Origin of the sequence: uncultured Luteimonas sp. (assembly GCF_947492465.1) — a bacterium.
In the GTDB taxonomy this organism is placed as follows: domain Bacteria; phylum Pseudomonadota; class Gammaproteobacteria; order Xanthomonadales; family Xanthomonadaceae; genus Luteimonas.
Genome location: NZ_CANLNF010000002.1, coordinates 627632 through 653832 on the forward strand (window position 1 = coordinate 627632; position 26201 = coordinate 653832).

The 26201-nt window shown below is 62.5% G+C and carries 21 protein-coding genes and 1 tRNA gene; 15 read left to right on the forward strand and 7 right to left on the reverse strand.

Going from position 1 to position 26201, the window contains the following annotated elements; all coding sequences use genetic code 11:
- Positions 1 to 47 precede the first annotated feature (47 nt).
- Positions 48 to 962 (reverse strand): 4-hydroxybenzoate octaprenyltransferase, encoded by a 915-nt coding sequence (gene ubiA / locus Q0863_RS07855; protein WP_298576992.1) that lies wholly within the window; start codon positions 960 to 962, stop codon positions 48 to 50.
- Between the two features lie 197 nt (positions 963 to 1159).
- Here ubiA and Q0863_RS07860 point away from each other — a divergent pair.
- From Q0863_RS07860 to Q0863_RS07880, 5 genes are all read left to right on the forward strand, one after another.
- A tRNA-Arg gene (locus tag Q0863_RS07860) sits at positions 1160 to 1236 on the forward strand.
- Positions 1237 to 1482: 246 nt separating this feature from the next.
- Positions 1483 to 2406 (forward strand): hypothetical protein, encoded by a 924-nt coding sequence (locus tag Q0863_RS07865; protein WP_298576994.1) that lies wholly within the window; start codon positions 1483 to 1485, stop codon positions 2404 to 2406.
- 33 nt (positions 2407 to 2439) lie between these two features.
- Entirely contained in the window at positions 2440 to 3219 is a 780-nt protein-coding gene (locus tag Q0863_RS07870; RefSeq protein ID WP_298576995.1) for a hypothetical protein, read from the forward strand.
- Positions 3220 to 3242: 23 nt separating this feature from the next.
- Positions 3243 to 3899 carry a HEPN domain-containing protein gene (locus tag Q0863_RS07875; protein ID WP_298576996.1) on the forward strand — a complete coding sequence of 219 codons (657 nt, stop codon included), beginning with the start codon at positions 3243 to 3245 and terminating at the stop codon, positions 3897 to 3899.
- A gap of 160 nt (positions 3900 to 4059) precedes the next feature.
- Entirely contained in the window at positions 4060 to 7173 is a 3114-nt protein-coding gene (locus Q0863_RS07880; RefSeq protein ID WP_298576998.1) for a UvrD-helicase domain-containing protein, read from the forward strand.
- Positions 7174 to 7297: 124 nt separating this feature from the next.
- On the opposite strand, the gene Q0863_RS07885 is transcribed toward Q0863_RS07880, so the two are convergent.
- Positions 7298 to 8454 (reverse strand): IS3 family transposase gene (locus Q0863_RS07885; protein WP_298577000.1). Its coding sequence is split into 2 segments (ribosomal slippage): positions 7298 to 8214 and positions 8214 to 8454, totalling 1158 coding nucleotides; the frame shifts between segments, so codons are not numbered across the junction.
- A 9-nt stretch (positions 8455 to 8463) separates the two neighbouring features.
- Positions 8464 to 8751, reverse strand: a complete 288-nt coding sequence (locus tag Q0863_RS07890) for an aldo/keto reductase (RefSeq protein WP_298577002.1) — start codon at positions 8749 to 8751, stop codon at positions 8464 to 8466.
- 96 nt (positions 8752 to 8847) lie between these two features.
- On the opposite strand from Q0863_RS07890, the gene Q0863_RS07895 reads away from it, so the two are divergent.
- The 10 genes from Q0863_RS07895 (at position 8848) to Q0863_RS07940 (ending at position 22585) form a co-directional block, all read left to right on the forward strand.
- Positions 8848 to 9741 carry a LysR family transcriptional regulator gene (locus Q0863_RS07895; protein WP_298577004.1) on the forward strand — a complete coding sequence of 298 codons (894 nt, stop codon included), beginning with the start codon at positions 8848 to 8850 and terminating at the stop codon, positions 9739 to 9741.
- A gap of 385 nt (positions 9742 to 10126) precedes the next feature.
- Complete coding sequence (locus Q0863_RS07900; protein ID WP_298577005.1) at positions 10127 to 11182, forward strand: alpha/beta hydrolase; 1056 nt, start codon at positions 10127 to 10129, stop codon at positions 11180 to 11182.
- Between the two features lie 94 nt (positions 11183 to 11276).
- A complete protein-coding gene (locus Q0863_RS07905) occupies positions 11277 to 11729 on the forward strand; it encodes a cupin domain-containing protein (RefSeq protein ID WP_298577092.1) in 453 nt (150 codons plus the stop codon).
- A complete protein-coding gene (locus tag Q0863_RS07910; protein ID WP_298577006.1) occupies positions 11704 to 12492 on the forward strand; it encodes a carboxymuconolactone decarboxylase family protein in 789 nt (262 codons plus the stop codon). The genes Q0863_RS07905 and Q0863_RS07910 overlap by 26 nt, the downstream gene beginning before the upstream one ends.
- Positions 12493 to 12655: 163 nt before the next feature.
- Positions 12656 to 13846, forward strand: coding sequence for an aldo/keto reductase (locus Q0863_RS07915; RefSeq protein WP_298577007.1), 1191 nt, complete (start codon positions 12656 to 12658; stop codon positions 13844 to 13846).
- Between the two features lie 63 nt (positions 13847 to 13909).
- On the forward strand, positions 13910 to 15001 hold the full coding sequence (locus tag Q0863_RS07920; protein ID WP_298577009.1) for a hypothetical protein: 1092 nt from the start codon (positions 13910 to 13912) through the stop codon (positions 14999 to 15001).
- A 377-nt stretch (positions 15002 to 15378) separates the two neighbouring features.
- A complete protein-coding gene (locus Q0863_RS07925) occupies positions 15379 to 16650 on the forward strand; it encodes a DUF5623 domain-containing protein (RefSeq protein WP_099476197.1) in 1272 nt (423 codons plus the stop codon).
- A 151-nt stretch (positions 16651 to 16801) separates the two neighbouring features.
- Positions 16802 to 17587 (forward strand): hypothetical protein, encoded by a 786-nt coding sequence (locus tag Q0863_RS07930; RefSeq protein WP_099476196.1) that lies wholly within the window; start codon positions 16802 to 16804, stop codon positions 17585 to 17587.
- A gap of 6 nt (positions 17588 to 17593) precedes the next feature.
- Positions 17594 to 20923, forward strand: coding sequence for an NERD domain-containing protein (locus Q0863_RS07935; protein ID WP_298577011.1), 3330 nt, complete (start codon positions 17594 to 17596; stop codon positions 20921 to 20923).
- 300 nt (positions 20924 to 21223) lie between these two features.
- Positions 21224 to 22585, forward strand: a complete 1362-nt coding sequence (locus tag Q0863_RS07940; protein WP_298577013.1) for a hypothetical protein — start codon at positions 21224 to 21226, stop codon at positions 22583 to 22585.
- A 171-nt stretch (positions 22586 to 22756) separates the two neighbouring features.
- On the opposite strand, the gene Q0863_RS07945 is transcribed toward Q0863_RS07940, so the two are convergent.
- The 4 genes from Q0863_RS07945 to Q0863_RS07960 all read right to left on the reverse strand — a co-directional run bounded on the left by Q0863_RS07945 (position 22757) and on the right by Q0863_RS07960 (position 26127).
- Positions 22757 to 23557: a hypothetical protein gene (locus Q0863_RS07945; RefSeq protein WP_298577015.1), complete on the reverse strand. Its 801-nt coding sequence runs from the start codon at positions 23555 to 23557 to the stop codon at positions 22757 to 22759.
- A 285-nt stretch (positions 23558 to 23842) separates the two neighbouring features.
- Entirely contained in the window at positions 23843 to 24262 is a 420-nt protein-coding gene (locus Q0863_RS07950) for a hypothetical protein (RefSeq protein WP_099476173.1), read from the reverse strand.
- Between the two features lie 208 nt (positions 24263 to 24470).
- Positions 24471 to 25304: a hypothetical protein gene (locus tag Q0863_RS07955; RefSeq protein WP_143570087.1), complete on the reverse strand. Its 834-nt coding sequence runs from the start codon at positions 25302 to 25304 to the stop codon at positions 24471 to 24473.
- Positions 25297 to 26127: a hypothetical protein gene (locus Q0863_RS07960; RefSeq protein ID WP_143570086.1), complete on the reverse strand. Its 831-nt coding sequence runs from the start codon at positions 26125 to 26127 to the stop codon at positions 25297 to 25299. The genes Q0863_RS07955 and Q0863_RS07960 overlap by 8 nt, the downstream gene beginning before the upstream one ends.
- Between the last annotated feature and the right edge of the window lie 74 nt (positions 26128 to 26201).

Sequence of the window (26201 nt, forward strand, 5' to 3'; positions counted from 1 at the left end):
CCCCTTGCGGAACGGCCGGCGGGGGGCTGTCCCCGACGCAACGCCAGTCAACGCAGCGCGTAATCGAGCGCGATTCCGGCGAAGATCGCCAGCCCCACCCAATGGTTGTGGAGGAAGGCGCGGAAACAGGCCGCGCGGTCGCGATAGCGCGCGAGCAGGAATTCCCAGCCCACCAGCAGCGCGGCGACCCCGAGCCCGGCCCAGTAGTACGCGCCCAGCCCCGCCTGGCGCCCGGCCAGGGCCAGCGCCAGGAACGTCATCGCGTACAGCACGCCCTGCGCCACCAGGTCGAGTTCGCCGAACAGGATCGCGGTTGATTTCGAGCCCATGCGGATGTCGTCGTCGCGGTCGACCATCGCATACCAGGTGTCGTAGGCCGTGGCCCAGAAGATGTTGGCCACGTACAGCACCCACGCCACCGGCGGCACCTCGCCCTGCACCGCGGCGAAGCCCATCGGGATGCCCCAGCCGAACGCCATGCCCAGGTACACCTGCGGCAGGTAGGTGTAGCGCTTGAGGTAGGGATAGGTCGCCGCCAGCAGCACCCCGACGATACTCATCAGCACCGTCAGCCGGTTGAGCGTGAGCACCAGCGCGAACGCGACCAGCATCAGCACCGCGAACACCGCCAGCGCCTCGCGCCCGGACACCGCGCCGGTCGCCAGCGGCCGCTCCTTCGTGCGCTCGACCGAACCGTCCAGCCAGCGGTCGGCGTAGTCGTTGATCACGCAGCCGCCCGAGCGCGTCAGCCACACCCCGGCGCTGAACACGAACAGGATCCACGGCGGCGGCACGCCGTCGGCGGCGATCCACAGGCCCCACCACGTCGGCCACAGCAGCAGCAGCCAGCCGATCGGCCGGTCGCCGCGCACCAGGGTCCAGTACAGCGCCAGGCGCCGGCGCCACTGCGGGACCGTCGCGAGCGGATCGTCCTGGTGCTGGTCCTGGTGCTGCCCGTGCATCGCGCCAGCCTACCAAGCCCGTCAAGGCTCGCGCCGCGGCGCCGTCCATGGGAGAATCCCCGGCCACGCGCCTGTAGCTCAGCCGGATAGAGTAGTGGCTTCCGAAGCCGCTACTCATTGGTCGGCAACAGGCTCCAGGGTGTCACCGGGCCACTACTCGAAAGTGGCTGGCCCGAAGAAGAAAGTCCTTACAAAACGCGCCTGTAGCTCAGCCGGATAGAGTAGTGGCTTCCGAAGCCATTGGTCGGGGGTTCGAATCCCTCCAGGCGCGCCATCTCCCCTGTGACGATAATGGGACGCTGCTGGGACAGCGTTCGCATGGCGCTGTACGCGGCTTGAGTACAAGCCTCCGGGACAGCGGCGCGCCTCCCGCCCTCCTTCTCTTTCATTGACTGTCGGCCTTGGCGAGCGCCTTGAGCCATGTCGGGCTGCGCCCGCCACGTTGTGATTTCGTGATCGAACACTTGCACAATCACCAGCAAGTGATATTGTGTCGTCACGCAATCACATGAGAAGCCCAATGACCTACTCGCCCGACCTCCTCGACCGCGAGGTCCGCCTCGCCATCACCCATCTCGCCCTCCTGACTGAATGGACCATCGGCGAAGACGCCAGTCTCCGCATGCTTGACCTGCCTGGGGACAGCCACTTCCCCGATTCGCGCCACCCGGACGAGCTTCCGCCGGTCACCGACTACGAGATCGGCCGCCGGGTATCCACGCTCGAGTCCTATGTGCACGCACAGCGCTGGGCCGATACCGTCGCCGCCGACATCCAGCAGCTCCGCTTCGTGGTCGAGGGTGTGTTCCCGCCCTCCGTCGTGGCCGAGTACGAGGCCGAGAAGGCGGACGGCGAGTGGGAGCACGTGCCTGCGCCCTTCGAGGAAGGTGCAGGTGACGTTCCGCTGGGCTATTTCCACAACGGGCTGATGAGCCAGCTGGTCGACCTCGCCGCCGCCCGACTCAAGGTCGACCAGGACGAGCCACTGACGATGGGCGAGATCGCCCTGCTCACCGGCAAGCGCGACGCCACGGTGACGACCACCGCGTACAGGAAGGTGTTCCCGACGTACGAGCACGACGGGAAGCGCTATGCCGCAACCGCCGACGTCCTTCCCTGGCTGGTCCAGAACGGCTACCTGCCGACACAGGGCAGGGACGAACCGATGGACTCCGCACCCATCCCGGAGCACATCGAGGACTACCTGTTCGTTCCCGTGGCCCGCGATGGCTCGATCTTCGCCCCCTCCTGCGCGTCGGGTGGCCGGTTCACGATCGGCGAGAAAGGCAGCGAGACCAGGTTCGACAGCTACACGGATGCCCTGGAGGCACTGCAGCGGATGCCCACGCCGCGCTGGCGCAGGCCCGGACCGAAGGGCGTTGCCGGAACCGTCGCCGGCGTGCGCTTCGAACGGCTCGCACGCAGCCGCGTCGAAGCCGCCTGACCCTTTTCCCAAGATTACGAGACAGATCCGATCATGAGCACCACCGACCTGTTCCACCGCTACGCCGCAACCATCGCGAACCTTCCGTCCAACTTCGACATCGAGCAACCGCTTCCCGCTTCGCTCCGGATCACCGGCGATGCCCGCCACGGGATCTACTACGCGCCCTTCGACCATGTGAACACCGGCGCCAAGGTCGCCCTGGTGGGCATCACCCCCGGGCGCGTGCAGGCGATCGAAGCCATCAGGACGGCAGCGCGCTGCCTGCAGGATGGCCTGGGTGAGGCGGAGGCGCGCGACCGGGCCAAGACGGCCGCGAGCTTCGCGGGACCGATGCGGAGCAACCTGGTGAACCTGCTCGACCATGTCGGACTGGCGGAACGCCTGGGCCTGCAGTCGACCGCTGAGCTCTGGACGAATCGGACCGATCTGGTGCATTTCACATCGGCGCTGCGCTACTCCGTCTTCGAAGGCGCGAAGAACTTCAGCGGCTCGGGCCTGCTGCGCAGCCCGCTCCTGCGCGAGCAGCTCGAAACCTGGTTCGCATCGGAGTGCGAGGCCCTGCCGAACGCGCTCTTTGTACCGCTGGGCTCGGCTGTGGAGGCGGCCTGCCAGCACCTGGTCAGCCTGGGCAGGCTCGACGGCCAGCAGGTCCTCAGCGGCCTGCCGCATCCCTCGGGCGCGAACGCGGAGCGCATCGCCTACTTCCTTGGGCGCAAGGCGCGTGGACTGCTGTCGTCCAAGACGCGTCCGGAACCGCTGGACGCGGGGCGGGAACGCGCAACGGCTATTGTTGCTGCCTGGAACGCATAGGGTCCGGGGGAAGGGGGGGAACCATGCCTGTCATCACGTCCGACGCACTCAAAGCCCGGCACCAGCAGGTGCGCGACGACCAGCCTGAAGGCCTTCGCGTGCGCATCCATCGCGCCATCAGCTGGCTGGCACGCGCCGAACGGGAGGCCGAGGACCCGGACGCCGCCTTCATCTTCCTCTGGATCGCGCTCAACGCAGCCTATGCCCACGAGTTCGGCTTCGAGGAGCGGGAGCTGGTCCAGATCAGGCGCTTCATCGCCGTGCTGGTGGAGCATGACCTCGAGCAGCGCCTGCACGCGGTCCTGTTCCGCCAGTTCTCCGGACCGATCCGGACGCTGATCGACAACAGGTTCGTGTACGAGCCGTTCTGGCGCGCGCTGCGTGAGCACGATGGCAGCGGCAGGTGGGAGCGGCAGTTCAGCGACAGCCGGGAAATCGCAATGCGCACGGTCCTGGAGAAGCGCGTCGACGTGTTGCTGCAGGTGATCCTTGACCGGCTCTACATGCTGCGCAACCAGCTGGTGCATGGAGGAACGACATGGGCCAGCAGCGTGAATCGGGCCCAGCTGCGGGATGGTGTCGCCATCCTGGGTACGCTGGTGCCGGTCATCCTGGCGTTGATGGTGGAGATGAAGGACGTCGATCTGGGCCAGGAGATCTTCCCGGCCCTCCACATCTGATCAGAGCTTCTCGCCCTCACAAGCCGCTTTCGACCCGAAGCGGCCAGTCGGACAGTATGCGTACCCACCCGCCCCCCCCGGGGGCAGTTGTTCGTCAATTGAAACTGGGTATAGCCTGTTCAAAGTCAAATCTCCTTCCAACAAGCAGCACCACTCAATTATGGAACATTCGATTGCATCGCGCATCGGGCTCGCTGTCATTCACGATGATGGCGATGCAGGTGTAATCACCGGATTTGCCGATGGAAGATGGCAAATTCTCTTTTGCAGCGGCTACAGGGGAAATTTCCCAATTGAGAGCGTTCAGGACAAAGACACATTCGCTTGGTTCCCTTTAGAGCAGTCAGAAGCTCTCGCGCACCCCCATCTTGGTGAGCAGCTCACGCTCCTTTCTAAACTGGTTGCTTTGATCAAATGCGATAAATTCGACGAGGCACGCAAGGAATACATACTTGCGAGGTGCTCTTCATGGCTGCCTTCGCTCGCTTTGGAGGCATTGATTGGGCTGAGAGAGGCTCCGCGACGCGAAGAGATAAAAGCAAAGATAAGCCGCCTACTTGAAGCCCTTGAAATCGATAGTGCGCGTCGGCTATACGACGAGGCGAGTGCATCTAAATGGTGGTCAGAGTCCGGGTACCTCGCGCTAGAGGCAAGAGCGCTCACTACGAAGGCGTTTGTGGAGACCTACCCAAGCGCCACACTGTCGGAGCTCGATCGTTTCTATACAGAGACGCTGACCGATTATCTGACTCACGATGATTTTGCACGCCTAAAGCTACCTAAGCTGATGCTGCGATTGGCCCGCTTGGGTATGCCGCTTGATCAAGATCAGCTAATCTCCTGTGCGCGCCCAGAACGTAATCGTCTGATTCGTGCGCGAGCCGGATCAGGCAAGACTAGAACTTTGGCCGCGCTGGCGGCGTTGACTATTCATGATGAGACACTCGACCCTGATCAGGTGCTCATCTTGGCGTTCAATAAGAAGGCCGCGAACGAGATTGGCAATCGTATTCGAGGCGCGGCAGGGATCGACGACTTTCGCAACGCTAGGACGTTCCACAGCCTCGCCTGGCAGCTTGCGGATCATGCCGGCCGAGAGCTGATCTTTGACGATGGCGACCTAGCCCCCTCCCGCCGTAAACAGACCGGTTTCATGGAGCGGCTCATTGGGTCGATTATGAATCCTGCCTTTCGCGAGCGGCTCTACGAATTCTTTCGCCTTGAGCTGGAGCAGCTGGATCGACTTGGATCAAACCTGTCAAAGGAAGAGTACGTCGCCTTCCGGCGTTCCATGGCGGACTATACGCTGGGGGGAGAGACGGTCAAGTCCAATGGCGAGAAGTTCATCGCGGACTTCCTGTTCGAACACGGAATCACATACAAATACGAGAAGGTCTGGTCTTGGGACAAGCAGGATCGCTTGCGGGGCACCGTCTATCGACCTGACTTCTCCATTATCAATGGCGGCCGCGATGTCATCCTCGAGCATTGGGCAATCGATCCGGAGGACCCTTCCGCGCATGTGCCGGACTGGTGGGCTACCGAGACGCAAGACTACCTGGATCAGATCCAAGCCAAGCGTGAGTTCTGGGCGAAGCGCGGTGTTGTTCTGCTGGAAACCCATGCCGGCATGCTGGTCGGTGGCCGCCAGGCGTTCGAGGGTTCGCTGGGGTTGCTGCTTGAGCGCGCTAATGTTCGCTGCCGCAAGCTTGAATATGACGAGCTGATCCGCCGTGTCGCGGAGGCCCCGAGAACCGTTTCGAGGATCGCAGAGCTGTTCTTGCAGTTCATATCTCGAGCAAAGAAACGCGGTTTGGCAGTTGATGATATGGCTCGGATCATCCGGGACGCCCCGGACCCGGAGCCGCGTAACCGCGCCTTCCATGAACTCGCTGTCCGTGCATATGCCGCTTACGAGCGGCAACTGGTCGTACAGTCGGCCATGGACTTCGACGATCTGTTGATCTCCGCTGCTGAAGTTGTGAGAGAGGACGGCGGTGCGGCACGCCTGCAACTGGATCGAAAAGATTCCATCGCAATCCGTGACCTGCGTTGGATCCTGATTGACGAGTTCCAGGACTTTTCCGAGTTGTATTACCGGGTCGTGGACGCGATCCTCGAGACGAATCCCTCGATAAGGGTGGTCGCAGTAGGTGACGACTGGCAGGCCATCAACGGCTTCGCCGGTGCGCAGCTGGACTTCTTCAACCGTTTCGGCGAGTACTTCTCTGGCGCAGGCGAAGCAACCATCGCAAAGAATCGCCGTTCCGGCAGAGCCATTGTGGGCGCGGGGAATAAGCTCATGGAAGGGCGAGGAGAGCCGGCGCTCACTCATCACGATTTTGACGGCGACATCGATATCGTGGCTATCGACAAGATCTGGCTTGAGGATGGGACGCCTTATCCCGAAATTGCAACGAGTGTTCGCGATGATGGTCGCAAGAGCGTCAATTGGGAATTGGCCCGAGCACTAAAGGCATGCGTTGACTACGTCGTGGCTTCAGTGTTTACCAGTACGGCACAAGGGTCGCGTTGGATGCCTTCCGTACTGATTCTTGCGCGCACTGGCCGTGCATACGGCGAGACCTTGGCCGGACTCGGCGAATGCCTAGAGCAGGCCCTGCACCGACATCCTGAACTGCAGGATCTTGCAAACGATTTTGCCGTGGTTAGTGGACGGCGTAAGTCGGTACAGGATGATGCTGTGCTAATCGAGGTCATGACGGCCCACAAGGCCAAAGGAAAAGAAGCCGACACGGTTATCGTGCTGGATTCCGTGTTACGGCAATTCCCTAAAGTGCACGCCGACAATCAGCTCTTTAGCCCGCTCGGCGTCACAGCTGAGGACGTGCTAGCTGAGGAGCGGCGATTGTTCTATGTCGCCGCCACTCGGGCTGAGCATCGTTTGATGTTTCTCACCGAGACAGGAAAGGAGTCGCCGTATCTTGGCGCCATGATGGGGCGGCGCCCGGTTGGCAACAGGGCCGAAAGCAATGATGTTCGGTTAGGCAACGAAGCACAGGCGATCAAGGAGCATCTGGACGGCATCGACCGGGCGTTACTGATTCGGAAGAATGTCTCGCAACAAGCAGCAACCGCATGGGATCGCCTAGCGGGGCAATCAAAGGACTTGCCCGAGGTGGGGTACTCACTTTCCAAAGATTTGTACGCTGAACTGGCGTGGCCTCAGAACACCCCCCCAATTGCAATCCTTACTGCTCAGCATCGCGCCAAAGCTAACGCTTGGAAGCAGCAGGGTTGGAATGTGTACTAAGCAGGCTTCGATACGTGTCTGCGCCTCACCGGCTTGCGACCCAAAGCAGACGTCGGTTGAGTATCGGCCATGGGGTCTGCTGGGTGGGTCAATAACTCTCAGCCAAACTTATCTCGGACGGGTTCTACCCCGAAATCACGGATGGTTGTGAAAGAGCTGATAACTTCTGATCTTGCCTGGCGACCCTCCGCCGCATCCTCGGATTGTGGAACCGCTCGATGTCTTCGAACACATCGGATCTTGCGGCATCGAGTGTCGGATACGTCGTGCGGTAGACCCGCTCGCGCTTGAGGAGGCCGAAGAAGCCTTCGCAAGCCGCGTTGTCACCGCAATGGCCCACCGCACTCATCGAGCACACCAGTTCGTTGGCTGCCAGGTAACGCTGGTAGTCGCCGCTCCGGAACTGGCTGCCGTGATCGGAATGCAGGATCACCGGATCGCTGCCCTGACGCTGCCAGACCGCCATCTGCACGGCCCGGATCACCATCTGCCGATCCTGCCGATGGTGCATTGACCAGCCCACCACGCGCTGGTCGAACAGGTCCAGCACGATGCACAGGTACAGCTTGCCTTGCCGGGTCTTGAGTTCGGTGATGTCGGTGACCCACTTGATCTCCGGCTCCAGCGCGGTGAAGTCCCGTTCCAGCAGGTTGCGCACGCCCGGCGGCGTCAGCGCGGGCCGGCCACGCTGGCCACGCCGCTTCGGCCGCGGCCAGCCCTGCAGGCCATCTTCAGCCATCAGGCGCGCCACCCGGTTCAGGCTGACAGGTTCGCCGGCATCGGCCAGATCTTCCTGCATCCGACCGGCGCCCAGCGTGCCCCGGCTGTCTTCATGCAGCTCACGGATGCGGTTGAGCAAGCGTTCGTTGTTGAGCTGGCGGGTGCTTGGCAGGCGCTTGCTCCAGTCGTAGTAACCACTGGCCGAGACCCGCAGGCAGCGGCACATCAGCCGAACCGGGAACTCATCGCGGCAACGTTCGATCGCCTGATACCTCAGGACGATCCCTTGGCAAAGAACGTCGCCGCTTCGCGTAAAAAATCCCGTTCCTTCTTGACCCTGGCCAGTTCGCGCTTGAGGCGCGCCAGTTCCTCGTCCCGCGGCGTTCCGGTGCCGCCGAAGGCCACCTGGCCCTGGCTCTGCGCCTCTCGCTTCCAGCGGGTCAGCAGGGTGTCCCGAATCCCCACTTCCCGGGCCACCTGGGCACAGCTGACACCCGGCTGGCTGGCCTGCTCAACCGCACCACGCTTGAACTCCGCACTGAACTTCCTTCGCTTCGACATGAACACTCCTCATGGCCTTGATCGACCTTCTCGTAAGTGTCCGTGAAAACGGGGGTGAACCCCATCGTCCACCCAGGCCTTGGTGGTGATAAGAAGCTCCTCGCGTGGCACCCCGCTCGATCTGAGCGCCCGTCCGACGGCTTGCTCATTGCCATAGATGGCCGCGGTATCGAAAAGCCGATATCCGATCCGCAAAGCCTCGAGGACGCTGGCTTCGCATTCCTCTTCGCTCATCTGGTAGACACCAAAGCCGAGGAGCGGCATCCGCACGCCATTGTTGAGGGTCACCGTCTGCATGAGCTCGTCCGGCCGGTAGGGGGCACCAATGTTCCTCCGCGCACCTATGCGGGTAAAGTGGTAAAAGGCGATTGTGCCTATGCCTGAGATTCATCAATGGAGCGACAGAACCTCTCGGACCTCGTAGCGTTCCTGACTGTCGCTGAAGAGCGCAGCTTCACCAAGGCCGCGGCGAAACTCGGGACGTCGCAGTCGTCGATCAGCCACACTATCCGCCGGCTTGAGACCCGCCTGGGCGTTCGGCTGTTGGCACGGAGCACGCGGAGCGTGTCACCCACGACCGCTGGCGAAGATCTCATCTCTACGCTGAAGCCCGCGCTTGAAGACATCGACACTAAGCTGGGGGCATTGGGCGAGCTTCGCGAAAAGCCGGCGGGTTTGGTTCGCATCACGACCAGTCGCCATGCGGCCCAGACCGTAATGCTTTCGCGACTGTCGGCGCTAATGGCGCAGTACCCGGACATCCACGTCGAACTGGATCTGTCCGGCGCACTGGTCGACATCGTCGCTGATCGCTTTGACGCAGGTGTTCGTCTCGGTGAGCAACTCGCCAACGAGATGATAGGGGTTCGTATCGGTCCAGACCTTCGACTGGCGGTCGTCGGTTCCCCTGAATACTTCGAACGTCACCCGATGCCACAGACACCCCAGGACCTCACTGCACATCGATGCATCAACTTGCGCCTTTGGACGCATGGGGGGCTGTATGCGTGGGAGTTTTCCCGCGACGGACGCGAGCTCAATGTGCGGGTCGAAGGCCCGATGGTCGTGAACGACTCGATCGTTGCCCTCGACGCCGCCGTACAAGGCGTTGGCCTGGCGTGCCTGATGGAGGACATCGTCGCGCCGGCAGTCGAGGACGGTCGGCTGATCCGGGTACTTGAGGACTGGTGCGAACCGTTTTCCGGTTATCACCTCTATTACAGCAGCCGTCGTCAGCCCAGCCTGGCCTTTTCGCTCGTGGTGGACGCTCTACGTTTTCAGCCCTGAGTAGCCAAGGCCTCGGCAGTGCTCGCGCGGGCCTCTTGGCGGGGCCTTGCATGCGCGGCCTCAAGGAGGTCAGAACGGGTGCCATCACGGCACGACCTGACGGCCGTGCGGCGCAACAGGCCGCCAATGCTACCGAGCCGCGCTACCCGAAGCACTGGGCTACTCGGGTCGCCGCTATGCGCCAGTTTCATTAGTTCCCCGTGAGGGCCAGCTTCAACCGGGCACAATCTTCCCAGATCCTGCAAGATTAATGCGTTCAGTTCATAGGAGCATCCGGTTGTGGCCCGATGATCCGCCCGCGTCGTCTCCCTACTATCGACTCCGCGCAGCCCGTAGCTGCGGTCACTCGCGTCCCGCCCAGCGGGACCTCTACTAGGGAGTCGGTATGAAGAACGCTGGACTCAAGACAGGCCTTCTCGCTGCCATGGCAGGACTGACTGCCGGCAATGTGGCCGCAGCCGACTATCGGAGCAACCCGTTCACGTTGGCCTATGAAGGCGCGATCACCCGGAACGCGCCCGGCAAGGTGAACATCCGTGCGGTCACCTACAAGCTCAACGGCTTGGACATCGCGGCCAACGTGTACACGCCGGCCGATTTCGATCCAGCCGGGAAGTACCGGGCGATCGTGGTGGCGCACCCGAACGGAGGCGTCAAGGAGCAGGTCGCAGGGCTCTATGCGCAACACCTCGCCGAACAGGGCTATGTCGCCATCGCAGCGGATGCGGCGTATCAGGGTGCGAGCGGCGGGCAGCCACGCAACGTCGACAAGCCCGCGTATCGCATCGAAGACATCCATGGGATGGCGGACTTCGTTACGAGCTTTGCAGGCGTGGATACGGCCCGACTTGGGTTGCTCGGTCTATGTGGAGGCGGCGGCTACTCGCTGGCGGCTGCCGCGACGGACAAGCGCTTCAAGTCGGTCGCAACACTGAGCATGTTCAATTCTGGTCGGGTGCGCCGGAACGGGTACGCCGACTCGCAGCTGGATACCATCCAGGAGCGCCTTGCACAAGCCTCGCAGGCGCGCGCCGAGGAGATGGCGGGCGGCCCCGTGCGCTACTCCGGCGATGCCGACCTGACCGCCGAGCAGATCGCGGCGTTGCCGTACGCGCTGTACCGGCAAGGCTATGAGTACTACTGGAAGACCCACGCCCATCCGGGCTCGACCTTCAAGTACACCACCAGCAGCCTGCTCGATCTGATGCGCTTTGATGCGACAGACCAGATCGAGCTGATCAAGACGCCCCTCCTGATGATCGCTGGGACCGAAGCGGACAGCCTGTACATGACCGAGGCCGCGTTCGCGAAGGCGACGGGAACTACCGACAAGGAGTTGTTCAAGATCCCGGGTGCCACCCACATCGAGACGTACTGGAAGCCAGACTACGTCGCGGCTGCCTCGGGAAAGCTGACGGCGTTCTTCAACCGCACGCTTTGAGCGAGCAAATCGAATTGACCCCCACGGGAGATCGCACATGCGAAGCACACGACAGCAGGTATCTGCACGGCTCGCGATCATGATCGCGACTTGCATGGCGGCGTTCACCGCTATGGCAGCCGGGCCTCAACCTTCGAGCCCTGTTACCCAGAGGGTCGTACTCGCTGGCTCCCAGCCCTCGACCTTCGGCTCTGCCGGCAACTTTACCGGCCGCGCGCGTGTGGATCCGCTCTTCAGCCCCGAGTTCGGTCTCTCGGCATCAGCTGCCTATGTCACGTTCGAACCGGGCGCGCGCTCTGCCTGGCACACCCATCCGGGTGGCCAGCGGCTCGTGGTCGTATCGGGGGTGGGCCTGACCCAATACTGGGGCGGTCCTGTCCAGGAAGTCCGGCCGGGTGACGTCGTCATCTGCCCGCCGGATGTAAAGCACTGGCATGGGGCAGCTGCAACAACCGCAATGACCCACCTTGCCGTCAGCGGCGTGGTGGGCGACAACACCGTTCAGTGGATGGAGAAGGTCAGTGACGATCAATACAACGCTCGCTAAGGGCCTCATCCTCGCCAGCGCCCCCTTCCTGGGCCTCGCGATGGCCGCGGCACCCGATGCAGCCAGTGCCGCTGGGCAAAACGCCACCGGCACTCTGACCCACGACGCGCCTCCTGACGCCCGGACCCTGACAGCGAAACAGCAGTCGATTCCGCTGATCGCGGCTGCGATGGCAACGAGCGACATGCCGCAGCTTCGGAATGCGCTCGCCCGAGGGCTGGACGCGGGGCTCACGATCAAGGAGGCCAGGGAAGTCCTCGTGCATCTCTATGCGTACGTGGGTTTTCCCCGCAGCCTCAATGCCCTCGGCGAACTCATCAAGGTGGTCGATGAGCGCAAGCAGCGCGGGATGGTCGACGTTGCAGGTAGTGAGCCATCCAGGCCAGTCCCGACTGGTGAGGCGCTGCTTGCGGCCGGCAAGGCGAACCAGACGAAGATCTCAGGGGCGCCGGTCTCGGGTCCCGTGTTCGAGTTCGCACCGGTCATCAATGAATACCTTCAAGGTCATCTCTTCGGCGCGATCTTCGAGCGCGACGTCATTGATTGGCAGAGCCGCGAGCTCGCCACGGTCGGTGCGTTGGCGGCCACCCCTGGCGTTGAAGCCCAGTTGCGCTCCCACATGGCCGCGAGCATGCGCGTAGGCCTGAGTCCGGCCCAGCTGCAGCAGGTTGTCGAACTGATCGCGAAGCACGACAACGACGCCGGCGAGCGTGCCCGCAGCGCGCTCGCCCAGGCCCGCACCGCATTCAGCGCGGCCAAGTAAGCCTCCCTGAGCGACTGAAGCCCCGTGCGCGCACGGTGACTTGTGCCTCTTCTGTCCATGCGACCGGTGCACAGCTTCTAAACTGGACTTCCTACTTAAGACATGACCAGAAAGCGAACAATCGAGTGTTCGCTTGAACCCGCTTCCCAACAAGGAACCAGACATGGACAACAGCTCAGCTGATCATCGCCGCCGGCAGCTACTGAAGGGTGCGGCAGGGTTCGCCGCGGCGCCGCTCGTTGCCGGTCTGGCAGGTTGCAGCACGCTCGCAGCGACGACTGGGTCCGAAGGAGCCGCCGCGGGCAGTGGGCGGAACGCCGGTCTGTCCACGGACAACACATCCGTTCACGGTCGCCGCCGCCTCGGCAACCTCGAGGTCTCCAGCGTCGGGCTTGGCGTGCAGAACATGAGCCGCACGTACCAGACCACGATTCCGCATCGCCCCGAGATGATCAACATCATCCGTACGGCCTTTGATCGCGGCGTCACCTTCTTCGATGCCGCGGAAGCCTACGGCCCCCACGAGGTAGAGCGCATACTCGGCGAGGCGGTGCAGCCTTTTCGCGACAAAGTCGTCATCGCGACCAAGTTTGGCTGGAACATTGATCAGGAAACGGGTCAGCGGCGCCCGGGCCTCAACAGCCAACCTGCTCACATCCGCATCGTCGTGGACAACATGCTGCGCCGCCTGCGCACCGATTACATCGACCTACTCTATCAACACCGTGTCGACCCGAAGGTGCCGATCGAAGACGTGGCTGCGGCCATCAAAGAGCTGATGGACCAGGGCAAGGTCCGCCACTGGGGTCTGTCAGAAATGGGTTTGAAGACCCTGCGACGTGCCCATGCAGCCCTGCCGGTGACCGCCGTGCAGAACGAGTATTCGATGCTGTGGCGGGGCCCGGAGCGCGAAGTGATCCCGACCTGCGAAGAGCTCGGAATCGGGTTCGTCCCGTGGAGCCCACTGGGCGTGCAGTTCCTCACCGGTGCGATCGACGAGAGCACGCGCTTTGCCGAAGGCGACATTCGCAAGGTCGAGTCGCGGTTCTCAACGGAGAACATCAAGCACAACCTGGCGCTCGTCCGTCTCATTGATCAGTGGGCTGAGCGAAAGGAGGCGACCCGCGCGCAGATCGCGCTGGCGTGGCTCATGGCGCGGAAGCCGTGGATTGTCCCGATCCCCGGGACGACGCAGATGAGCCACATGCTCGATGACATCGGCGCCGCCCATGTCACCTTGAGTGCTGCTGAGGCTCGGGAGTTGGACGCGGCGGTCCATGCGATTGAAGTTCGGGGCGAACGCCTTCCAGAGGCAGTCCTGCAGTTCAGCGGCGTCGAAGCCCCGCCTGTTTGAGCAAGCCGAGATGCGCCAGGCAGCGCGCACAACCATTACAAGCAAGATTTCGAGGATCGCGCCATGAGTACTCCGATGCAAACGACGAACCCGATACGGGTGGCCGCCGCTTCTTTCGCCTTGATCGCGGGCTTGGCAGGTGTGCAGACGGCAGACGCCCAGCAGTTGGGCGACCTCAAGCCTCCGCAGAGCCCTCTCGTGCTGCAATCACGGGGCAGCTTCTACGTGGGCGGCGAGCAGGTCGAGCGGACTGCAGTCGAACTCGGAGGTCTCGGACCGGCCGACAGGATCACGGCTAACCAGATGTATGTTGAGTTCATGGTGCCGCCCGGCGCAAGGAAGGTGCCGCTGGTCATGGTCCACGGCGCCACCCTGAGCGGTAAAACCTACGACACCACTCCGGACGGCCGCATGGGGTGGTTTGAATATTTTGTGCGTCAAGGTTACCCGGCGTACGTCGTGGACCAGATCGGCCGCGCGCGTTCGGGCTTCGACCAGTCGGTATTCAACAACGTCCGTGCAGGTAAGGTGGCGCCCGACCAGCAGCCGAGCATGCTGCGGCTGGGCGACCGGTTCGGCTCCTGGACCAATTTCCGGTTCGGGCCCGAGCCTGGTACGCCCTTCCCGGGAGTGCAGTTCCCGGTCGAGGCCGCTGACGAGATGTCCAAGCAGAGTGTTCCTGATCTCCTCGGGACCTCTCGCGAGGACAACCCGAACTGGAAGGCGCTTTCAGACCTCGCAGTGCAACTCGACGGCGCCGTGTTGATTACGCACTCCCAGTCGGGGCCATATCCCTTGAGGTCCGCACTCATCAATGCCGAGGGCATACGCGGCATCGTGATGGTCGAGCCCGGCACGTGCCATGCGAAGAACTTCACGGATGAGCAACTCGCAAAGCTGGCGAAGACACCGATCTTCATCCTGTTCGGCGACAACCTTGCAGCCGACACGAAGCTCGACCTGCCGAACTGGCAGGAGAGACGCGACGATTGCGCCGCTTTCAAGAAGCGTCTCGATGCCGCCAATGGGGACGCCCGCTTGATGTCGACTGCAGAAACCGGCACAGGTGGTAGCACGCACATGATGATGATGGACAAGAACAACCTGCAGATAGCGGACTTGATCCTTTCCTGGATCGGAGAATCGGTCCGTTAGTCGATCGAGGGCGCGACAGTTTTCCGCGAGGCCGTTTGCAGGTTGCCGAAAGCCAAGGTTCCCCATAGTCCTGCTTACCGAGTCCGACGTCACAGCACCTGTGGCGCTGTCGTTGTCCGCTTTGGGTCGAAAGCGGACATCAGTAGCGCCTTTCTCCCGGGTAAGCATCATGGACGCCATTCCTACATAGACGTTGGGACGCTGGCGGCGTGGCCGCGACGGTGCTATCTTTTGGCTTGGCGCCTGGCAGGCGCCTGACACCCGTCTGAGCGAAGCTGGAAACGGCACTGCCTGTAAACGATGACCGATCATGGCCTTGTTCGGTCCTCAGCGGTGGTTACGGGTGACGCTGCGCTTACGGACCGTGGAGCAAAGTCATGCATAGCGTCGCCGTGCCTCCGTCCTCCGTGGACGGCATCAAGCGTCTCGCCAAAACACTCAAGCGCGAGCGCTTCATTCCCCACCACCAAGCCCTTGAAGAAGCTGCGCGCATTGCCGGCTTCGAGAACCTGCGTCATGCGCAGCGCCAACTTGAACGTGGAGTTCGTCCAACCCTGCACCCCGTTTTTCTCACTGCCTACTGGCGTGAGAAGGGTCGCGGAGGGCGGGAAACCCTGCGGATCGAGCTGGCAAAGCCCTTGCTCCAGATCGTCCGCCGGAACCAGCTAAACGCCGTGCGCCAACTTGCTGGCTTCCGGCTCGACGCAGATGACCATCTCGAGCGGGAGCTCGACGTTGAGCGTCAGGACGCAGCCCAGCTCTATCTGCATGCCGCCGCCGATGCCTTGCGGTTCATGGTCGCCACGGGGCTCGTTCCCGTGACCACCCAGGCCATGCATCGCAAGTTGCGTTTCTTGCAGGAGATGCCGGGCCGCGACCATCCGAGCGAGTGGCTCGACCCGGCAAGCGGGTCGTGGCTCTACATGGACGAGCCCTACGATCACCACGGCCCGGAACTGCTGGATCGCCGGCGGTTCTGGCTGCGCGATTCGAACGTGTCCGTAGTCGCGCCGGAGTGGAAAGGCCTCTACGTCCCCGGGCGCTCGGTCCCGTATTTCGTCTCCGCCGATGCAGCGCTCCTGGCGCACCTCTCGCGCCAAGTAGCTACCTTGTCGGGAGAAGCACCGCCACAACCCTGGACCGGCGAGTCGGACCGTTACGGCACGGCTTTCCTGAGCCCGGCGCGGGAGGCCGCGGGCCTCAAGCCGCGGCGGCGTCCGATGCCCGCGTGGCGGGGTGAGGTACGTCGTGGTGCCACGCCCTACAGCAGGCCCATTGGCGGCGCCGCCTCGCGGTGGCGCCCGGCGGTCGCGATGCCCATCGAAATGCACCTGAAGGTGGGGCCGTTGCTACACGGTCTGTGTAATTCGAGGCTGCCCAAGCGCGTGCATGACGCGCTCGGTGTCGTACGGTCCGAGCTGGACAGCTGGGTGATGGCGGAGTATCCGGGCGATGCCATGAGCCAGGAGCAGTTCCTGGCCATGTACTACGGCGAGTATGTCGGTCCTATCGAAGGTGCCGCCGCGCAACTCCGGACCATCTGCGAGGTGTACGCCCTGCTCAGGCAAGGATATGCGGATTGCCCACCCCTGAACTCGCTGCTCAAGCACTTGGAGAAGGCCAGGATCGGGCTCGAGAAGTCGGGCTGAGCGGACCAGCACCCACACGCCCCATGGCTTCCCCTGCCGCCGCGAGGCAGGGGAAGCTCTACCAGGCCGTTTGCCGATGGTCGCCGCTAGTCCGACGCAGACCCGTTCCACCGTGCCAGGCAAGCAATCTGAAAGACGAGAGCCCCGCAGTATGACGACATTCTCGACCAGGCATGGCCTCTCCCGCCCCGACGCGGAGATCACCATCCGACAGGACGCCCCCAGCGAAGTGCGGGACGCGCTTGCCACCATCGCCTATCAATGCGGATTCAGGCCAAGCGCTTTGCGCGAAGTATTGTGCCAAATCCTGTACCGCGCGCCCGACAGGGGAAACTGGTCGGAGTTCCCGAACATCGACGAAGAGGTTCGAGGCCTGCTGGCGGATTGCGAGTGGTTTGAGGTCTACGACTTCGTTGAAGCGATCGCTTCCCGCCTTGCAGGGACATCGGCGTCGTTCGGCGAAGAGGTCAACCGCTACTTCCGGGTGGCAGGGGTCGGGTGGCAGCTCGTCCATGGCCGGCTCGAGATGCGCGGTGCCGAGGTGTTCGAGCAGGCGATTCGCCAGGGACAGCAAGAGTTGCATCGCCAAGGCAAGCTCACGGCGGCCGGCGAACTGCACGAGGCCATCCAGGATCTTTCCCGACGTCCGGTTCCCGAGATTACGGGTGCGATACAGCACGCAATGGCCGCGCTCGAGTGTGTGGCGCGCGACGCCTGTGCAAGCAAAGACACCTTGGGGGACCTGATTCGGCGGAATCCGGATATCTTCCCCAAGCCGGTCGACCAGATCGTCGACAAGGCTTGGGGCTATACGTCCAACTTCGGTCGTCACCTGCAAGAGGGAAAACCGCCGGAGTTCGAAGAGGCCGAGTTGATGGTGGGCATCAGCGGCGTGCTATGCCGCTATCTCGCCAGGCGCACAGCCGGCCGCGGCTAGGATGGAATGAAGATGACGGACGCCGCCACGATCGAACTCTATGTCGGCAATGCCATAGAGCACGCGTCGGAGCGGGACGTGCTGGCCACGCTCGTCGAGCACCTTTCGAATATCGGCGGATGGGCGACCATCTTCGCCAATGTTCACATCGGTGGCCGTCAGATTGATTTCCTGGTCGCCACCGATTCGCTGACGCTGGTTGTCGAAGCGAAGCATTTCTCACGCCGTGTCCGTGGCAAGGTCAATGGACTTTGGCAGATGCATGGTTCAGGAGGCATTTGGAGAAATGTTGGAAACCCATACGGCCAGGCATTGGAGGCAAAGAATGCGTTGAGGGACCAGCTCTGCGCGTTTCACGGCGAGCTTACTGGCTATCCGGATGCTTGTGTTGTCTTCGCCCCGGCGTTGCCAGCGGAATCGGATGTGCCGGCGTCCGACTTCAAGGTCTCGATTATAGGCGCAGACGCTCTTGCGGACGTCACAGCGAAGCGGTCCGGGCTGCTGCTTTCCAGGGAGCACTGGGCGGCCTTCGCGCAGGAGCTCCGTCTTCAGCGTGTGCAAACGCTGGGCGCCGCGTGCGATCCCAAGTTGCTGGAACAGGAAGAGCTGCTGACGGCCTACGCGTCGGAGTTCCTCCGTACCTACGCTCCAGACGTCGGGTCGCTGAAGAGTGACCGCTATGAGCTCGGGGCAGAAGAGCTCGATGCGACTGGCGTGGCAGACCGCGTTGCGCATGATGATGACGACCTGCTGATTCTCGGGCCATCCGGCTGCGGGAAAACCTTGCTCGCAAAGAAAATCGCCATCCACTGCCTGGAGCATGGCCACGTTCCGATATTCCTGCAGGGGAAGTACTTCGCCGGAAAACTGGGCGAGAGCATCGAGCGGGAAGCCGGCCTGCTCGGTGCACCCTCGGCGACTCGCCTGATCTCGGCGGCCAATGCGAACGGCCGCCCGCTGGTGCTGATCCTGGACGGATACAACGAATGTCCCGCGGCCGAGCAACTGGTGCTCACCAGGAGCTTGGCGGCGGCTGCGCGGCGCTACCATGCGCGGCTGATCGTGAGCGCGCAGACCGACATTGTTCGTCCAGATCTCATTGATGCCAGCCGTGTCGTCGTAAGCGAGCCTGACAAGGCGTTGAAGCTGGCGATTGCGGAATCGACCGCCGGTCAGGCGGGGCATCGATTGGCCTATCTTCTGGATTCTGTATCGAGCGGGCTCGAGGCCGACCTGGTCGGCCGGGTCGGGGCGACATTGGCTGACGGGGCAAGTCGTTTTGCCCTGTTCGACGCCTATGCACGGCATAAGCTGGGAGGCGACGCATCCGACGGGATTCGATTCCTGGCGGCAGTTGCAGGGCAGCTAATCGATCGCATGTCGTTCAGCCTGTCGATCAGGGACTTCGACCGTCTGGCGGCTGCCGAGCGTATCCATGGCGACGTGCTCGGCAGGATAGTCGCCGCCGGCCTTGTGATAAGGCGCTCGGACAGGATCAGTTTCCGTCATGAGCTAATCTTCTCGGCATTCGCGGCCGAGTCCGTTGTTCGCCAGAGCGACCAAGATGTCGAGAAGGTGCTGCAGACGCTGGTCGCGCCCAAGTATCGAAACAGCCGCGCATTGATCCTAGGCGCCTACGATGATGATCGTTTCGTCGCTAACGTGCTTGCGAGGGTTGAGGATGCTGACCTCCTGCGGACCGCATCGAATGGCGAGTGCGGAGTAGTGGCGCGCAACTGGGTCGTGGCCCGGTCCAAACAGGTGCTTGAGAAGTTGACGGGGGAAGCCGCGGCAGTCCAGTACTCACTGCGGGATGACACCTGGGCTGGGGCCGGGGTGTGCGAAGACAGTCTGTGCGACTGGACTCCCGCCGAACGCGCGCTTATGACGACAATTTCAAACGGCGTTTGGCGCGGAACCTATCTGAATCAAGTCCTGCATGCGGTCGCTGAGATGGATCGATCACTGAGCCGAGCGTTCGATGCGCTGAAGGAAGAGGCAAGGGAAAAGAAGGTCAGGCTCCGCACCGCATTGTTCGCCGATGCCTACGTGATGTCGGGGCGCGCCGGGGTATCACAGCTGATGAATCGCATCTGCCACGGTGATTTTCCATCCAGAGCAGCCGAGAGCGAAGTTGCGGACAGTCTGAAAGGTGCGTGGGAACGGCCTCGCACGCCCGGTCAGACGCATCTTCTGTTGACCTTGGTCAGGTTCGCGGAGGACAAGGGCTACGTCGTCCCGCATATCCTGCCGCTGCTTGGCGAGCAGTGGAGGTATCAGCCCTATCATCTGCAGCTTGCACTGCTGGACTCCGTGCATTCTCTTAGTCTGGCTGATGAGAGGCTGAAACGACAGCTTGTCGAGGTGCTGGAAGCCTTGCTTCCGACCTTGGGGCCAATGGTGTCCGGGGTGGTGGTCGAAGCGCTTGAGTACATGGGTGCCCTCGAGCAGGAGGTCGACCAGCATGTCGGTTCGGTCAGGGAGGATCTTCAGAATCTGCTGTCGGGCCCCGTGGACGAGGCGGATGCGAAGGCTTGGGCAGCGTACTCCTGCCAGTTCGATCACCCGTTCTCGTCGGCGTACTGCGAGGTCATACAGGAGTTGAGCCCGGACCAGCGCAAGCGCCTGTTGACCATGGCCTGTCGAGGCGCCGGGTACGCAGGACTGTTCGTCTCTCCCTTGATTCAGGAGCTGACCGAGTATCAGGATCCTACGGTTGCGCCGGCTCTCACGAAATGGACAGCGCTGCCGGAACTAAACAGCTTCATGCCGCAAGAATCGATCTCGGTGTTTGTGTGGGCCCACATCGCGCTTGGAATGTTCAGTTCTCCGCTGCCAGCGGACCGAGGGGATATGGACTCCCCGGCGAAGGATGCCTTGGTCGCCTTCGGGGACATGTACTACTGGATTCATCGCGCGGATCTCGACGCCGAACGTATCAATCAGCGCTGCTCGCCGGCGCTGGACGTCTTGTTGCGGCCGGATCAGCTCGGAGCGGCATCTACCCTGTACCTGGTGGCAAAGTCGCTCTCGTACGAGAACGGAGTCCGGGAATCGGTCATGCGGAGATTCCCGGACAAGATGGCGTGCATATGCCGGAATGCGCTGCTACGGCGAGACGACCAGGTTGGCTACTTTCCCCATTTCGCCTATGACAGCCTCGATGTGCTTCGATTTTCGGTTGGGGTGATTGGCTGTCTCGGCGGCATTGAAGATCTACCCCTCCTGCGCAGCTTGAGCGATGACCTGGCGCTCGGTGAATCGGCTATCAAGGCGATCCAACTGATCGAAGGACGCGTTGGCAATGTGGGCAGCCTAATTCAGTTCTTGGCATAGAGGAGATCGCCGGTAAGCGAGGAGTTGACTTAGGCACTGCGAAAGTCCGCTCTTGGCCGAAAGCGACCATGTCCGCTTTCGGCCAGAAGCGGACGTTGACGCCTAGGGCACGGCTAGCTCGAACGTTCAGCACGTAAGGCTACGGCTGAAAAGGGATGGATTCGATCCACTGAGGTTCCGCGGCTGCTGCTGGACCCAAGTAGTACCTCTCAGAATCGATGACCTATTGCGTCTCCTAGACCGATCCGAACCATAATTAGCGGTAGCTCCTTCCTCTCGAGTCGTTTACCCATGCATCCGATGAGCCGCGCACGCTTCGAGGCCCTGGCTGCCTACTGCCGCGTCGGGCCGGCGATGAACCTGGTCGACGAGCACGCCTGGTACGAATCGGACGATGGTCGGCTGCTCGGCGTCGTGCTGCGTGAGCTCGTCGACGGCGAGTACCAAGCCATCTTTCTCGCACGCGATCTGGTCGAGCGCTTTCGCTGGATTTACGGCACGAAGTTCTTCGACAACCCGGAGGCCGCTGCAGCCGCGATGACCGAGAAGGCGCCTGGGCTGCTGGCTGGGCTGGACGAGGCGCGGGGGCAGGGCGACGAGCCGCGCCACGCGGTGGACTTCTTCGCCCCGCGCGTGCCCGAGGCGCGCACCGATCCGAGCTTCGTGAATTTGCGCGACCTCGAAGGCTACAGCCCGGCACGCGAGCTCATCAGCGCGATGATGCGCTGGCACGAGGACATCGACGGCAACTACGTTGAGCAGTTTCAGTCCGCTGCCTTCGATGCCCGGCTAATGGAACTGTACGTGTTCGCGCTATTGGTCGAGAACGGCTTCGTCGTTCGCCACGAGGGTGCCGCGCCGGATTACCTTGCCGACGATGGCAACGGCGAACTTGCAATCGAGGTGACCACAGTCAACCCCACACTGGATGCGCAGGGCCAACGCGTGCCACCTCCGCCGGTCGACACCGAGGAGGAGATCGCGGCGTACCTGAAGCAGTGGATGCCGATCAAGTTCGGCGGTCCGCTAACGGCGAAACTGAGTAAGCGTTATTGGACCTTGCCGCACGTCGCGGGTAAGCCCCTAGTTTTCGCGATCCAGGACTTCCACGCGCCACAGTCGATGATCCGGGCCCGCGCGGGCTTGGGCATCTACCTCTATGGCTACGAACACGCCTGGCAGTACGACGCCGAAGGTCGCCTGATTATTGAGCCGCAACGCGTCACCGACCATCGGTGGGGAGAGAAGGTCATTCCGACCGGCCTCTTCGACCAGCCCGAGGCCGAGAATGTTAGCGCCGTGCTGTTCAACAACAGCGCGACCTTGTCCAAGTTCAACCGCATGGGTTACGTCGCTGGCTTCGGATCGCGGCACGTGCAAATGATCCGAAACGGCTTCGCCTTGAACCCGGACCCCAATGCTGCCGCGCCAACGCCTTTCGTGCATAACGTTGACGAGGAGTATTGGGAAACGTGGTCGGAGGGTTTGGATATCTTCCACAACCCGCGCGCACTGCATCCGCTCGATCCCCGCCACTTCCCCTCGGCGGTACACCACACTCTGCAGGCCGACGGGCAGGTCAGCACGCTGCGGCTGACCGACGAGTTCCACCCGCTAGCATCGATCACCCACATTCTGGTCCCCGACCACGCGGCGCACTGAGGGCCTCAGTTTCTCCTACTACAAAGCACCTGGCTTCGCTGATTCCGAATCCAAAAGCGGAGTTGCCTCTGTGCGCGTGCTGCGGAGGGCACCCCTGCACCTTGCACCCTGCTTGTCACGCGCAGAGGGTTGACCTAAGCCGAATGTAGGAAGCGGACGACCGATGGCGTGCTAGAACCGTCGAGGCAAGTCGATAATAGCCTCGTGCATCTCAGAATTGGCGCGTACCCAAGCATGATCTGGCGGAAGTGCGGCGATCGCATCAATCGCACGCACGTACTTCTGCCGCAGCCATTCGTACTTGAGCCGGACATCTGGCGCTTTAGCCGCGATGCCCTTCTTCAGGATTTTCGCAACGGAGCCGAGGTAGCTGCCATACATGTCGTTATCGCCGCCAATCACTTCGATTACGGCTTTCCAAGAGACGTACTCGAGATAGCGGCAGCCGTCAGTATCTGTTGACAGGTAGCCCTCGACATACGCGCACTCGTCCTCGCCATCGTGATGCTCGGCTGGAGCAGCGTGTGCAACATCGAGCACGCTGTTGCTGACGAGCACGCGCGGGTAGATGGCGCACTTGCTTTCTAGCTCATAGGCTTCGACCATCGCCGCCCCAAGGAGATACCGATCGGTATGGATCAAGTTCCCGACGGTGACCGCGCCTCGAACGAGGAATCCGAGTTCTACCAGTCTGGTGAGTGCAAATCCGAGTTCGCTGATGAGGTCGAACACCGCAGATCGCTCATCGCACCGGTAGGAAACCACCACGCAATCAGAAAACTGTGTGACCTGCTGGGTCTTGAAGAACTCCTGCTGCCGGCCAATCGAGCGCAATGTTTCGATTGCTTCGATGACGCGAGAAAGCATCTGCGGATCACTTTCAGTGGCGCGCGTTATTTCCTTGAACCCTAAAAAATCTAGAAAGAGAACTATGCGCCGCTCGGATGGTGCTTCAAATTCACTTTTTGACATGCGGCCCTCCTCGGGCTCAATAAGAATGCATTTAGCCACACTGGCTTGAGCGCAGTTGGAAACGTCCGCTTCTCAGCCAGACGCGGAAACTGAATGAGCTCCGGCAGTATCGCTTGGCGAGCACTCGGGAATCAGTAACAGGTGGACTCCGCCTCCCGCATCGCGAGTTCATTGTCTCCGACCCATTGCAGGCGCAGTCCTCAAATGCTCAATGAAGGAAAGTTGCGGCTTAAATCCATGTCGGCATACCCGATTGAAGCGAAGCCCCCGAATTCCCGATCGAAGTCATTCTGGGCGGCACGATCTATGGCCGCTGCGCACAGCGGCGGTCGTTAAGGACCAAACGCCTTGCTGACTCATCAGTGCTGCGCGCAACCGGTCTTGGATGGTGAGCGCGTCCGGGCGGCCCGCGGACGCCAAGGCCGCAGCAATGTCGAGCAGCGCGGTGCGTGCGTCCACGCGTTTTCGCATGGCAGCCACATCGTTCTGCAAGATCGTGAGTATCAGGTCGACGAGCGCGTCGCCGCTGCCGTTGCGATGAAATCCAATGGCGGCATTTGGTGCTTCAAGTGCGGCTTTGATCCACAGCAGGCCGTCAGATCGGAGCGGGGCACCGAAGGGCGACGCCAAAAAGTGGCACAAGCCCGCCAGATTATCTGCGCGCTTGAGGTGGGCCTTCGCCCAGGTCGCGAGCTTGCCCCGCATCCGTAGCGCCGCTCCCGCCGGGACGCTGCGACCTGCGCCTGAAGCGTCAAACCTCGACCGCAAATGGCCGGCACCGGTTCGCCCACCAGCATCTTCATCAGCAGCCAGGCGCCAACGCGATCTTCGAAGTCGAACCCCGCTCCGCTCGTGATGCGGAGCGGGGGAGCGGAACGATCCGGATCAGGCTCGCTGGACATATGCATTCATTCTAGGGTCGCCAGGGTGTCCAACGTAGTTCGTCGGGCCGGATCGGGCGGCCTGCCAGCCCGTCGGTTTCGGCGAAGGCCGCAATAGCGGAGGCCGGGACATCGGAGCAGATGTCCACGCAGTCGAGGCCCGAGGCCATGCGATAGCGGGTGCGGTCCAAGCGCGCAGAAATGAGGCTGGTGGTGAGCGCGTGCTGCGCGATCAACCGCTGGATGTTGCCCGAACACCGCCGCCAGGGAATGTCCAGCGCGAACAAGTAGCCGGTCGTGGGGGCCACGGCGACGTCGGCGTCCAGATGCCTGGCCACCGCCCGCAACCATTCGCCGCCCGCCGCCGAAAAGGCCGGGATTGCCCCCACGGGATCGTCATCATCGTGCACGTCCAGCGCAATACTTAGAGCCGAGAAGGTGTACACCGCCCCCGCCCGCACGTCCGGGCGAGCCTGGGCGATCGCGCGCTCGAGCGCCTGCGCTTGGACGACACCTCCGAAGCGCGCCCGCGCCGCCTGCACCAGGGAGGCTTTATCCCACGCGACGAAGCCGCGTGCGGCGACGTCCTCCAGAGACTTCAAGCGCGTGCCGTGGAATACGCGAATGCCGGCGAAGTGAACCCGCAGCGCTGCACTGATACTCTCAACGAGGTCGCACGCGCGGCCTGTAGCGCGAAAGGTTTCCCGGTGGAGCCACTCGATCCAGCCTGGCTCGACCTCATCAGAGAAGCGCGCCAGAACCTCCGCCGGCACGTGGGTTTCGACCACGTGGTACAGCATCGGCGACCACGCTCGCCACGCGTCGCGATCGAAGAAGGGCAAAGGATCAGGGCGGACTTCAGCCAAGGCGATAGTCCACCGGCCATTTTAGATGGCCGGTGAGTTCTTCGAAGCGCGGATCTTCGAACGCGATCACGTCAATCACTTCGGACGGGTCCAAGTCGCGCGGCACCTTCCAATCGAACGACGGCGACGGCTCGGGGTGCGCGATCTGCGCACGTACCGCATTGGACAGCAACTCGGCGGTACGGCATCCGTACAAGTCGTCGACAGGTAGGGGAACGGCACATTTGACGATCGCCGGCTGACCCAGTCCCCCGAACACGTCGGTGACGGCCGCGTCGTCTCCGAAGCCGGCGTACAGCACTTCGCCGCCCCAAGAGCGAAAGAGCCTGTAGACGGCCGAGGCGTAGCGCAGGCTCGACCGGTTCGGGCACAGCCACACCTTGCCAGTTCGGTGGCCATGGCGATTGGCGAGGTGCGCCTGAACCATGGGGCTGTCCACAAAAAACCGATACTGCGCCGGCGTCATGAGCCCGGCCTGCACCACCGCTTCCAGTCGCGCCTGCACCAAGCCCGGCGACAAGGCACGCAAGCCGTCGGTGCGAATTTGAAGCGCTTCAGGCGGTGTGAGGCGCGTGCAGTGGTAGCCCACCAGCCGATGGCCACGCAGCAGCGTCTCGATGCGCTCGACCAGGGCGTCGTATGCCGGTCGGTACGCGTTAGCGGGCGGGCCGATGCGCACTCGGACATCGGTGCTGCCGAGACGATCGATGCGCTGACGTTCGTGGTGGTAGGCCACCGCAGCGTCGCGCCCATCCTCGACCACACGACGCACGTCTTCCGGCCACGATTCCGGCAATTCGAGTTCGAAGTCTTTGCGGTCCAACGCCCCCATGCCCTCGCCGAAAAACGCATTACCAGATTATCTCCGGAATCCCCTTCGAAGGTGCGCGCTACGAC